Source organism: Pseudomonas sp. PS01299 (assembly GCF_029960145.1).
Lineage (GTDB): Bacteria > Pseudomonadota > Gammaproteobacteria > Pseudomonadales > Pseudomonadaceae > Aquipseudomonas > Aquipseudomonas putida_A.
In genome coordinates this window covers 1-11,715 of the sequence record NZ_JASCPO010000188.1, presented here as the reverse complement: position 1 = coordinate 11,715, position 11,715 = coordinate 1, and the positions used below count along the sequence as shown (strand labels likewise).

The window sequence follows — 11,715 nt, the reverse complement described above, 5'->3', positions numbered from 1 at the left end:
CGATAGCGGTGTGTCATTCAACACATGCATCGCCTGACACAACGCTATCGCGAGCAGGCTCACTCCTACAGGGGGTTTGTGTTGGGTTCAGTGGCTGAGCAGTTCGACGAGCGCCAGCGCGCCCTTCTGCAGCGGCTGGCTCTTGAGCCACACCGCGTGCACCGGCAGTACCAGGCCGTTTTCGATGTTGCGAAAATTCAGTCGCTTCAAGCGCCCGCTGTCCAGGCACGGCTGCACCACCGACAACGGGAAATTGCCCCAGCCCAGCCCTGCCTCGACCATCTCCAGCGCAGTCTCCAGGGTGTCGGTGCGCCAATGCGATTCGGCCACCAGCGGTCGGGTTTCGCTGATCGGCAAGTCGCGACTGGCGACGAAGATCTGCCGCACATGCACCAGGTCTTCGAGAAACAGATCCTGCCCCTGCAACAACGGACTGTCCGCCGCCAGCGTGGCGATCATCCGTTCGCTGCCGACAAACTGAAAACGCTCCAGCACGTTCATGCTCAACCCGGCGAACACCAGACACACGCTGACGCGGCCACTGTGCAGCATCGCCAGCACATCGTCCTGCGGCGCGGTCAGCACTTCGATGTCGAGCAACGGATGACGCTCGGCAATCACCTTGATCGCGGCGAGCAAGCGGCGCCGGTCAATGTCCGCGACCACGCCAATCGACAACTTGCTCTCCAGCCCCAGCGACAACTCCACCGCATGCACTTGCAGTTGCTTGAGCTGCTCGGCAATCAGCCGCGCGTGGGGCACCAGTGACAGCGCCATCGCCGTCGGCTGCGGTTCGCGGTGGCTGCGATCGAACAAGGCATAGCCAAGCTCCGCCTCCAGATTGCCGATAGCCATGCTCACCGCCGACGGCACCCGCCCCAAAGCGCGGGCAGCAGCGGAAAACGAGCCACGCTCGATCACTGCGAGGAACAGTTCGATGCTGTCGCTGTTGAAATTCACTTCATCTACCTATCACCAAAACTGAAAGCTACTGACTTTTTCTGTCACGCCTATTGAAGCTATCTTTTGCCGTCTCCGCCAGTCCCGCTGGCCAACACGTTGCAAGAAAGAGGCAAATCCCCATGCAAGGCGTCAAACGCAAACTGGTCTACGTGTCGCTCTACGAAGTGATCGGCATGACCTTCTCCGCTCTAGGCCTGGCGCTGTTGTCCGGCACGTCGCCCGGCAGCACCGGCCCGCTGGCGGTGATCATTACTACCATCGCGGTGACCTGGAATTTCATCTACACCTCGCTGTTCGAGCACTGGGAAAGCCGCCAGAAATCGCGCACCCGCACGGTCAAACGGCGCATCGCTCATGCAGTGGGTTTTCAACTGACGCTGATCGTGTTCCTGATTCCGCTGATCGCCTGGTGGATGAACATCAGTCTGGTGCAGGCGTTCCTGTTGGATCTGGCGCTGATCATCTTCATCCCGTGCTACACGTTCGCCTTCAACTGGCTGTTCGATCGCATTTTCGGCTTGCCGGCCTCGGCGCTGCCCGATTCGACCGCTGCGGCATAAATCGTTAATTGGTAAGCAGTTATTGCAAGAAATCGGCGGTTCTCCGGGGCTAACCGCCGAAATTCACAACCCATCAACTCCGATAGCAGGCTAAGCTTTTCCATCAATAAAAAATGGATCCGCAGATGACTGCTCACGCCCCCGCCGCCGCGCAACGCGACGGCATCGACCCGATACGCGCCGCCGAGATTTCCGCCCGCATCGACCGCCTGCCCTCCGTCGCCACCATCTGGCGACTGGTGGCGCTGTTGTCGATTGGTGGTTTCTTCGAACTCTACGATTTGTTCCAGACCGCCTACATCAGTCCGGGGCTGATCCGTGACGGGATCTTCGCCACCGGCAATCAGGGCGTGTTCGGCTTCTCCGATCAGGCAGCGTTCGCGTCGGCGACCTTCCTCGGCCTGTTCCTCGGCGCGAGCCTGCTCAGCCCGTTGGCCGATCGATTCGGCCGTCGCGCGATCTTCACCTTTGCGCTGGTCTGGTACACCGTGGCCACGGTGCTGATGGGCGTTCAAAGCTCGGCGCTGGGCATTATCTGCATGCGCTTTCTGGTGGGCATCGGCCTCGGGATCGAGCTGGTGACCATCGACGCCTACCTCTCGGAGCTGGTGCCCAAACGCATGCGCAGTTCGGCGTTTGCCTTCGCCTTTTTCATGCAGTTTCTCTCGGTGCCGGCTGTGGCACTCATGTCCTGGTGGCTGGTGCCGCAGGCGCCGTTCGGTGTGTCCGGCTGGCGTTGGGTGGTGTTGGCGAGTGCGGTGTTTGCACTGTTCATCTGGTGGCTGCGCAAGCGTCTTCCCGAGTCGCCACGCTGGCTGGCGCAACATGGGCGTTTCGATGAAGCGAACAGGATTCTCGACGACATCGAAGCCCGCTGCGAGAAGGATCACCGCCAACCGCTGGACGCTCCGGAAACGGTGCCCGTGGATGTCGAGGGCAAGGGCCGCTTTGCCGACATCTGGCAGCCGCCATATCGGCGCCGGGCATTGATGCTGATCGTGTTTCACGTGTTCCAGGCGATCGGTTTCTTCGGTTTCGGCAACTGGCTGCCGGCGCTGCTGTCCGGCCAGGGCGTGAGCGTCACCCACAGCCTGATGTATGCGTTCATCATCACCCTCGCCTACCCGCTCGGGCCGTTGCTGTTCGTCAAGTTCGCCAACCGTTTCGAGAACAAGTGGCAGATCGTCGGCTCAGCCCTCGGCGCGATGACCTTCGGCACTCTGTTCGCGTTGCAGACCAGCGCCTTCGGCCTGATCTTCTGCGGGGTGATGATCACCTTTTGCAATGCGTGGCTGAGCTTCAGTTATCACTCGTACCAGAGCGAACTGTTCCCGACCAACATCCGCGCCCGGGCGGTGGGCTTCTGTTATTCGTTCAGTCGCTTGTCGACGGTGTTCAGCAGCCTGTTGATCGGGCTGTTCCTCGACCACTTCGGCACGCCCGGGGTGCTCGCGTTCATTGTCAGCAGCATGCTGATCGTGATGCTGACCATCGGCTGGTTCGGCCCGCGCACGCGCAATCTGGCGCTGGAAAACATTGCCCACCGCTGAGGCTACACGGTCATCCTCTGCCGCCCGACGGCAAGGGATGACCGCTTTGTTGCACATGCAAGATCACTAGCACGTTGAAACAAAAGAACTTTCTTTAAAGGCACGCTAATTGCTCGGATATGCCCGTCAGCAATTATCCAAAGGTCTCCATCATGATGTTGGTCAGTGCCAAACAGCAGCAGCTCATCCACCTGCCCAAGCGGCTGGCGGATGACGCGACCACGACCGCCGCTGCCGGTCTGCAAAGCGGCCTGCACGGCGCCATGCTGCAATCGCTGCAGAACCAGGCCCCGTCGCAAGCGACCGACGCGACCTCCAAGGTTGAGGATTCGGCCACGCAGATCGCCACCCAGCAAGTGGCCGCCGCCACGCGCATCAGCGATAACGTCGACGAAGCCTTCGCCAAGACCCGTGTCGGCCTGCAAACCACCGATACCACCAGTTCCAAGCCCGCTGGCACGTCGGCCACCGACGCGTTCAAGGACTACATGAGCAAATCGCCGGAACAGCGCCTGCGCGACAGTATCCTTCAGAGCATGGGCATCACCGAAGACGACATCAAAGCCATGCCGCCGGAGAAACAACTGGCCATCGGCAAAGAGATCGCCGAGCGTCTGCAGGACAAGATGAAGCTGGCGCAAGCGGAAAAAGACAACGTCAATGACGTCAAAGACAGCGACAAACTGGCGGACAAGTTTCTCGCAGCGCTGTGATCTGAAAGTTGCTTAGGCACCAATGTAGGAGTGAGCCTGCTCGCGATAGCGATACATCAGTTACTTATCCAGTGACTGACGCACCGCAATCGCGAGCAGGCTCACTCCTACCGTTGTTGATGGGTGTCAGTTCAACTGCAACGTCGCATTGAACTGCCCGATCGCATCCACCACATGCCGTGATCCCTGCTGAATCTCCAGAATCACCTCCCCCGCCTCGTTCGCCAGTTCCACACCCAGCCCGGTGCGGCTCAGGCTTGACTGCATGCTCGACACCGCGCTCAGCGACAGGTCATGGTTTTTGCGCACCACTTCGACAATCTCCAGGGTCGCCTGACTGGTCCGTGCCGCGAGACTGCGCACCTCGTCCGCCACCACCGCAAAACCGCGTCCGTGTTCACCGGCTCGCGCCGCTTCGATGGCCGCGTTGAGCGCCAGCAGGTTGGTCTGGTCGGCGATGCCGCGGATGGTCTGGACGATGGTGCCGATGATGTCCGACTGCTTGCTGACCGCATCAATGCTCAGCGCCGCTTCGTTGAGGTCGCGGGAAATGTCCTGAATGATCTGCACGGTTTGCTGCACCACCTGTGAGCCTTTTTGCGCGCAGGCGTCGTTTTGTACCGAAGTGCTGTGGGCCGATTCCGCGGCGTTCTGCAAGGTAGTCATCTGCTGGGTGATGTCGCTGGCGAACTTCACCACTTTGTACAAACGGCCCTTGGTGTCGAACAGCGGGTTGTACGAGGCTTCGAGATAAACCATCTGTCCGGACTTGTTCTTGCGCTCGAAACGGTGCGAGTGATATTCGCCGCGATTGAGCGATGCCCAGAATGCCTTGTATTGCGCCGACTCGGATTCGGAACGGTGACAGAACATGCTGTGGTGATGGCCAACGATTTCGTTGAGCGAGTACTGCATGGTTTTCAGAAAGTTGTCGTTGGCGGTAATCACGTTGCCGTCCGGGGTGAACTCGATCACCGCCATCGAACGGCTGATCGCCGCCAGCATGCTTTCTTCTTCGTGCTCTTTGTTGACCCGGGCGGTGATGTCCGAGGCCACTTTGATGACACTTTTGACTTGTTTGTCCGGGCCGTACACCGGCATGTAACTGGCTTCCAGCCAGATCTCCTTGCCGGACTTGTTCAAGCGCAGAAACGTGCCGCTGATCGGTTCACCCCGGGCCAGGTCGCGCCACAATCTGGCGTACTCCTCGCTGCGGTAAAACGCTTCTTCGCAAAAGATCCGATGATGTTTGCCGCGCACTTCCTCGGCGCTATAACCCATGGTCTTGCAGAAGTTTTCGTTGGCATCCAGAACAATGCCTTCGGGGGTAAATTCGATCATCGCCATCGAGCGGCTGATCGCTTCGAGCTTGGCGTTGGCTTCGGTCAAGGCGCAGCTGAAACGCTCGATTTCCTGCAGGTCAGCCTTGTGATGTAGGTTGAACATGGTTGTATCACCTTCCGCGCGGTCTTTTGATTTGATGAAAGTCAGGTCTTTCAGCATCCACCACTACGTTCCACAGAACAGGCACACGCATTCCTCCACGGGAGGAAGTTGTCAGGTGATAAATGATGTTTTAATCCGAGGGTCCATGCAGCAACGCTCTAATCAAGACATCCTTCTCTTGATAGCCCAGCAGCGGGCCAGCCCTAACGTGCAGAAAACTTCCATGTACAACTTGCTCCTTGTTGGTTCAGTGTCCGGTGCCTTGGGTTGCGCACTCTGGCAGCGTTGAAATCACGGCTAACAGATGACGGTCGACATAGTTAGTTACAGCTAGCATAGCCAGCGCCATGCCGTGCGCAAGGCCACTAGTCGGCCAGTATCTGGCACTTTTTGCACAAGAAACGGTTCAGCGAGCTGTCGCGACTGCCGTCTCCGCCACCAGATCCAGCAACGCCTGCACCGTCGCTGACGGCGTCTGCCCCGAAGGCAGCACCAGCGAAAACACCCGTTCGATACGTGGCTGCAAGGCAATCACGCGCAAGCCCTGACGCTCGGCCGGCAAGGTCATTTCCGGCACCAGGGTCACGCCGAGATTTTCCCGCACCAACGTGAAGGCGCTGCTCCATTCGCGCACCTCGACCCGCACGTCCTGCAACTGCAACCCGGCTTCAGCGGCGAGGCTGCGAGCGTTGGTCGAGCAACCGCCGGTGGCCAGCACAAAGGGCAGCGCCGTCAGTTCTTGCAGGCTGACGCCCTGCTCGATCCCCCGCAGCGCCAAAGGGTGCCCTGCCGGCACGACCGCCACCCATTCATCACGGCCCAACGGCCCGGCATTGCGCTCGGGCGCCGGGTTGAGCACCACACCAACATCCACCAGACCGGCCGCCAGCAAGGTTTCCACCTCGTCGTCGCTGACCTCCAGCGCCACCACTTCGATCCCCGGATACAGCCGATTGAACTGGCGCAACAGCGGCGGCAGAAAACTCGCCAGCACCATGGGAAAACTCGCCAGACGAATTGTCCCGCGCAGCATCGGGCGCACGCTGTCGACGGTCTGGCGAATGGTCTCTAGGGCGCCGAGCATCAGCCGCGCCTGCTCGATCACCGGCAGGCCGATGGCGGTGGGCAAGGTCTGTCGGCTTTCGCGGCTGAACAGTTGCACGCCGAGGGTTTCCTCCATCAACGCCAAAGCCTGGCTCGCGCCGGACTGGGTCATGCCGACCCGCTCGGCCGCGCGGGTGATGTTGCCGTGATCGGCGACGGCGACCACCAGCCGCCAATGCATCAGGTTCATCATGGCAGTAGCTGTCCTTATGGCTGCTTTCTGAAAGATTAATTTTACCGAGGGTGCGGCGCACTATGACACTGGCGCCAATTCCTCACCAGAGAGCTGCCGATGAAGCTGTATTACGCCCCGCAAGCCTGTTCACTGGCGCCGCACATTGTGTTGCGCGAACTGAAACTGCCCTTCGTGCTGATCCGCGTCGACAATCGCAGCAAGCGCACGGCCAGCGGCGAAGACTTTCTCGCGATCAATCCCAAGGGCTACGTCGCGGCCCTGCAACTGGACGACGGCGCGGTGCTGACCGAAGGCCCGGTGATCCTGCAATATCTGGCGGATCTTCAACCACAGTCAGGGCTGGCGCCGGCGCCCGGCAGTTTCGAACGGCTGCGTTTGCAGGAGTGGCTGAATTTCATTTCGAGCGAGATCCACGGCAGCCTCGGCGCGCTGTTCGATGAGCGGTTGCCGGCCGAGGTGATCAAGGAGAAGTTGTTCAAGCGTTTTGCGGTGTTGGTCAGGGTGCTGGAGCAGCAGGAGTATCTGTTGCCGAGCGGCTTCAGCGTCGCGGATGCCTTGTTGTTTGTGGTGTTGCGCTGGGCCGGGTTGTTCGGGATCGAACTGGCGCAGTGGCCGGCACTGGCGCGGTTTCAGGCGCGCGTCGAGCAGCGGCCGACCGTGATCGCGGCGTTGGCGGCGGAAGCGGCGTAAGTCTTTAGATCATTCGCGAGCAAGCCCGCTCCCACACTGGATTTGTGGCGTGCACGATCCCCCTGTGGGAGCGGGCTTGCTCGCGAAGGCGTCCGTTCAAACAACGCAGATCAACCGGGAGAAACTCAAAGCCCCGCCGTCACCTTGCTCGCCACCTCACCCGGCACCCACGCCCTCCACACCTGCGGCTGATCGCGTAAAAATGCTTCGGCTACCTGCCGTGGTGGCTGGCGTTTTTCGCTCATCCCGGCCAGCGTCTGGTTCAGCAGATCAATCGGCAAATCGACTTTCTCGAAGAACGACACCAGCTCCGGGTATTGCGCCTTGAACGGCGCCGACACGCCAATCGCCAGGCTGGCCGGCATCGAGCGGGTGCCCTTGGGATTCGGGTTGTTGGCATCGGCCAGGGTTTTCCAGGCTTCAGCATCGAACGGTGGCTCTTCGAGCTTCACCAGTTTGAAGCGACCGAGCAGCGGCGTCGGCGACCAGTAATAGAACAGCACCGGTTTGCCGCGTTTGATCGACGACGCCACCTCGGCATCCAGCGCCGCGCCGGAGCCGGTGCGGAAGTTGACGTAGCTGTCGGTCAGCGCATAGGCCTTGAGCTTCTGGCTGTTGACGATCTCCGAGGTCCAGCCGGTCGGGCTGTTGAGGAAGCGTCCACGGCGCGGGTCTTCCGGGTCGCGGAACACGTCCTTGTAGCGCGGCAGGTCGGCCACCGATTTCAGCTCCGGTGCCAATGGTTTGATCCCGCGCTCGGGGTCGCCCTTGATCACGTATTCCGGCACCCACCAGCCCTCGGTCGCGCCCTTGACCGTGTCGCCAAGGCCGAACACCTTGCCTTCATTGGCGGCCTTGACCCACGCCGGACTGCGCCCGGCCCATTCCTCGCCGATCACCTGAATATCGTTTTTCGCCAGCGCCGCTTCCAGGCTGACGGTGCTGCCCGGCAGCGTGTCGGTCGGGTAGCCGTAACCTTTTTCGACGATCAGGCGCAGCACTTCGGTGATGAAACTGCCGCTTTCCCAGGTGATGTCACCGAAGTGGATCGGTGCGGTTTTTTCCGCCGCCGAAACAGCGCCGACGCTCAGGCTCAGCGCCAGTAACGAACGGCCGAGCAGGGTTTTGATTGATCTCATGCGGACCTCTTGTCTGTCAGGATTTGGTTGGCGCTGTGGCGGTCGCACAGGGCTTGGGAGCGGCTCATGTAAACGCTGACCGAACGCTGAGAGATGCCCAGTTCGGCGGCGATTTGCGGATAGGTCAGGCCATCGATCCGTGCCAGCAGGAAGGTCGAACGGACCTTGCCGGGCAGGCGTTGCAGGCTGTGATCGAGGCGCTTGAGGGTCTGGCTCAGTTGCGCGAGGTCTTCAGGCGAGATAGCGACCTCGACGTCGATCTGCTGCGCATGCCGGCGCTCCAGATCCGCCCGGCGCCAGCGCTGATAAAGCAAGCGCTGAGCAATCGTGGTGAGCATGGCGCGGGGTTCGCGAATCGCCGTGATACTGGGCGCCTGAAGCAATTGCGCGAAGGTTTCGGCAGCGATGTCTTCCGCGCTTTCAGCGTCGTGCAACTGCCGGCGCAGATAAGTGCACAGCCAGCGGTAATGGGCGCGGAACAGAGCGTCGAGATGATTGCGGTGAGCGGTGTCGGCGCCGGACATAAGGGCTCCTGGGTAAGGGTCGCTGAATGTCCGGTGATCCGGTGGCGCGATCGTAGCAAGGCGCCTTATGCATTAATAATATTTATATTTCATTTTTATATTCTTTTTGGAGATATAAGGCTGTTCAGCGCAAGCGGCCGTAGCCCAACTCTTCAGCCTCACGTTGATAGTCGAGCAAGATCTGATAATCGCTTTCGCTGGCGGGCAAAACTTCAGGCAAGCCGAGGATCTGCGCCACATCAGGCAATTCACGCAACGCCTGATTCATTACCCGGCGCAACTGTTCGATCTGCTCATTCGTAGCAGTCGCGGCGGTGATAAACGGCAACGTCGGGCTGAACGCACTACGCGCCACAACCCGCAATCCGTTGACCTCCTCAGGTGCGTATTGCGCAAGGCAGGCATAGGTCACGCTGTCGATCGCCGCCAGATCAGCGCGCCCCTCACGCACCCAACGCAGACTCTCGCGGTGCGCGCCACTGATGCCGAGCGCGCCGAAGAACTGCCCGTCGCGGTGCAGCGGCGCCAGACAATGGCGCAACAGGTTCATGCCGCTGTTGGAGTCGTCACTGTTGATCACCCCGCGACTGCCGCGAAAGTCCGCCAGGGTTTCGCGCGAATCGTCAGCACGGCTGAGAATCAGGCTGCAATGATTGCCGGCAGTGGCGTCGGGCAATTCGTAGCGCGGGCGACCGACGATGCGTACCTGATCGCGCAGCAAGGTCATCAAGGGATAGCCGCAGGTCTGGGTCAGCAGCAGATCCGGGGATAACCAAAGCTCGGGGAGCGACAGGCTTGCGGCGTTGAGGCGGGAATGGCCGAGGTGTTCGAGAATGCGTGAGATCCAGCGTTCGTTGGCCAAGCGGATGGGCTCGGGGGCGGTGTACATCAGCAGTTCGAGATGGTGTTGGGTCATACACTTTATTTCCCTGCAAATACTTACCCCTGTGGGAGCGGCGGTGCGACGATTCGACTTGCTCGCGAAAGCGGTGTGTCAGACACCAGACATGTCACTGTTCTACCGCATTCGCGAGCAAGCTCGCTCCCACAGAGGTTTTGTGGTGTTTTTGAAGTCAGTGGAAAGGATGCTGCGGACTGTCGATCGGCCTGAATCCATGCTGCCGCCACAACTGCCCATAACCCTGCACCAGAAACCCGCCACTGCGCGCCACCCACTGCTCGCGGCGCATCCGGTAGGCCGCTGGCAAGTCGTACCACGCCAGCCCCGGCAGGTCGTGATGCACCAGATGGAAGTTCAGATTCAGAAACAGCCAGCGCCACGGCCAACCGGCCTCGTTGAGCACGGTGCGCTGCTCCGGTTGAGCGTGCGGGCGGTGTTCATAGTAGGAGCGGATCATCGCGATCGACAGTGCCGGCACACTGATCAGCAGCAGGTAATGCCAGACCGGCAACACGCTGAAGCGCGCGATAAACCACAGCATCAACACGCTGAACGCACCGTGGGTCAGCCACATCAACCAGGTCTGACGCTCGCGGTTTTTCAGGCGTTGCAGTTCTTCGGCAGCCAGCGCGATCAATCCCAGCGGCGCACCAATGATGAAGCGGCCGATTACGGTTTTATTCAGCCAGTGCAGGCTGCGTTCGAACAAGGAACTGCCCTGCCAACGCACGGCCGTCAGATAACGGCTTTCCGGATCGATGCCGGGCACAGTCAGGTGTTCATCGCGGTGATGCAGCAGATGGCTGTCGCGATACAAGGTATACGGGTACCACACCGCAAAGGGTGCATAACCGAGGATTTTATTGAAAAGCACCGAGCGGGTCGGATGCCCATGCAGCAACTCATGCTGCACCGACAGCCACAGCACCAGCAGCGGAATCAGCAGCAATGTGCTCAAGCCGCGACCGAGCCACTGACTGTTGATGATGATCGCGAACCAGCCGCCATACACGCCGATCAGCAGCAGCCACGTCGGCCACTCGGTGCGGGCAGTGAAGCGCTGGCGCAGGGTTTCGATCTGCTGGCGATGGTCGGCGTCGAAGTAATTCGGCATGGCGTGGCTCGGAACGGGAATCTTCCCCTTCTGTGCAACGAAGCCGAGCAATCTTGCAGATTATTTTTGCGCTGAAACGGGAGCCCGGGGGACGGGCTCCCGAAGGACGTGATCAATGACCGAAAATATCGACCTTCTTGGCTTTCTTCTCTGCACGCTTTTCAATCGCCGTCTTCACCGGTTTCTTCTTCGCGGCTTTCTTTGAATCCATACCTTTGGACATGATGCGTACTCCACTCACAGGGATGTAGGCTCAGGTATACACCTATCGCGCGGCGCGCGTTGTTTTATAATCGGCGCTTTGCCCGCCGCCAGTCCGATCCCATGCCCGATACCCGATACGTCCTGCTCGACGAGCCTTTGTGGCCGTTGATGAACAAGTTTTACCGCAGCCACCAATCGTCGATGAAGGCGGTGCGCGATGCGCAGTTATGGGTGGCCCGTCGAGAGGACATCGTTGCCGCATTGTGCTTGCGGCCGGTGGCGGGCGGGTACTGGTTGACCGGATTGTTTGTTGATCCGGGCTGCCGTGAGCAAGGGATCGCCGGAGAGTTGATCACGGCGGCGGTGAAGGATTTGCAGGAGCCGGTGTGGCTGTTCTGTCATCCGGACTTGCGCGGGTTTTACGAGCGGCGCGGTTTCAGTTTCGATCCCGCCCTGCCCTACGCACTGGCCGAGCGGTTGAGCCGGTATGCGCGGAGCAAGCCGATGATTGCGATGGAACTGGAACCATAAAAATCAATTGTGGGAGCGGGCTTGCTCGCGAAGACGTCGTGTCAGTCGCTGCATCAATTGACTGATACGACGCCTTCGCG

Annotated in this window: 12 protein-coding genes; 5 read left to right on the top strand and 7 right to left on the bottom strand. The window is 60.2% G+C overall.

The genetic code is table 11. The features are described from left to right. Nucleotides 1-87: 87 nt before the first annotated feature. Entirely contained in the window at nucleotides 88-960 is an 873-nt protein-coding gene (locus QMX91_RS23860; RefSeq protein WP_282413478.1) for a LysR family transcriptional regulator, read from the bottom strand. Nucleotides 961-1,082: 122 nt separating this feature from the next. Between QMX91_RS23860 and QMX91_RS23855 the strand changes: the two genes are divergently transcribed. From QMX91_RS23855 to QMX91_RS23845, 3 genes are all read left to right on the top strand, one after another. Continuing rightward, the gene (locus QMX91_RS23855) at nucleotides 1,083-1,523 is read left to right on the top strand and encodes a PACE efflux transporter (protein WP_095137077.1); all 441 of its coding nucleotides are present in this window, start codon (nucleotides 1,083-1,085) and stop codon (nucleotides 1,521-1,523) included. Nucleotides 1,524-1,648: 125 nt separating this feature from the next. Next, the gene (locus tag QMX91_RS23850; RefSeq protein ID WP_282413477.1) at nucleotides 1,649-3,073 is read left to right on the top strand and encodes an MFS transporter; all 1,425 of its coding nucleotides are present in this window, start codon (nucleotides 1,649-1,651) and stop codon (nucleotides 3,071-3,073) included. 155 nt (nucleotides 3,074-3,228) lie between these two features. Next, nucleotides 3,229-3,786: a hypothetical protein gene (locus tag QMX91_RS23845; RefSeq protein WP_282413479.1), complete on the top strand. Its 558-nt coding sequence runs from the start codon at nucleotides 3,229-3,231 to the stop codon at nucleotides 3,784-3,786. A 126-nt stretch (nucleotides 3,787-3,912) separates the two neighbouring features. On the opposite strand, the gene QMX91_RS23840 is transcribed toward QMX91_RS23845, so the two are convergent. Continuing rightward, nucleotides 3,913-5,232 carry a PAS domain-containing methyl-accepting chemotaxis protein gene (locus tag QMX91_RS23840; RefSeq protein WP_282413476.1) on the bottom strand — a complete coding sequence of 440 codons (1,320 nt, stop codon included), beginning with the start codon at nucleotides 5,230-5,232 and terminating at the stop codon, nucleotides 3,913-3,915. Between the two features lie 406 nt (nucleotides 5,233-5,638). After that, the gene (locus QMX91_RS23835; RefSeq protein ID WP_139054347.1) at nucleotides 5,639-6,529 is read right to left on the bottom strand and encodes a LysR family transcriptional regulator; all 891 of its coding nucleotides are present in this window, start codon (nucleotides 6,527-6,529) and stop codon (nucleotides 5,639-5,641) included. Nucleotides 6,530-6,628: 99 nt separating this feature from the next. Between QMX91_RS23835 and gstA the strand changes: the two genes are divergently transcribed. Further along, entirely contained in the window at nucleotides 6,629-7,222 is a 594-nt protein-coding gene (gstA, locus tag QMX91_RS23830; protein WP_098965225.1) for a glutathione transferase GstA, read from the top strand. A gap of 125 nt (nucleotides 7,223-7,347) precedes the next feature. On the opposite strand, the gene QMX91_RS23825 is transcribed toward gstA, so the two are convergent. The 4 genes from QMX91_RS23825 to QMX91_RS23810 all read right to left on the bottom strand — a co-directional run bounded on the left by QMX91_RS23825 (nucleotide 7,348) and on the right by QMX91_RS23810 (nucleotide 10,900). Continuing rightward, nucleotides 7,348-8,361 carry an ABC transporter substrate-binding protein gene (locus QMX91_RS23825; protein WP_027612580.1) on the bottom strand — a complete coding sequence of 338 codons (1,014 nt, stop codon included), beginning with the start codon at nucleotides 8,359-8,361 and terminating at the stop codon, nucleotides 7,348-7,350. Next, complete coding sequence (locus QMX91_RS23820) at nucleotides 8,358-8,885, bottom strand: sigma-70 family RNA polymerase sigma factor (RefSeq protein ID WP_282413475.1); 528 nt, start codon at nucleotides 8,883-8,885, stop codon at nucleotides 8,358-8,360. Before QMX91_RS23820 ends, QMX91_RS23825 begins: the two co-directional genes overlap by 4 nt. A gap of 124 nt (nucleotides 8,886-9,009) precedes the next feature. Further along, entirely contained in the window at nucleotides 9,010-9,801 is a 792-nt protein-coding gene (locus QMX91_RS23815) for a PhnD/SsuA/transferrin family substrate-binding protein (protein ID WP_282413474.1), read from the bottom strand. A gap of 157 nt (nucleotides 9,802-9,958) precedes the next feature. Continuing rightward, nucleotides 9,959-10,900 carry a fatty acid desaturase gene (locus QMX91_RS23810; protein WP_282413473.1) on the bottom strand — a complete coding sequence of 314 codons (942 nt, stop codon included), beginning with the start codon at nucleotides 10,898-10,900 and terminating at the stop codon, nucleotides 9,959-9,961. A gap of 324 nt (nucleotides 10,901-11,224) precedes the next feature. Here QMX91_RS23810 and QMX91_RS23805 point away from each other — a divergent pair, with 324 nt between their 5' ends. After that, a complete protein-coding gene (locus QMX91_RS23805; protein WP_134787165.1) occupies nucleotides 11,225-11,635 on the top strand; it encodes a GNAT family N-acetyltransferase in 411 nt (136 codons plus the stop codon). Nucleotides 11,636-11,715 lie beyond the last annotated feature (80 nt).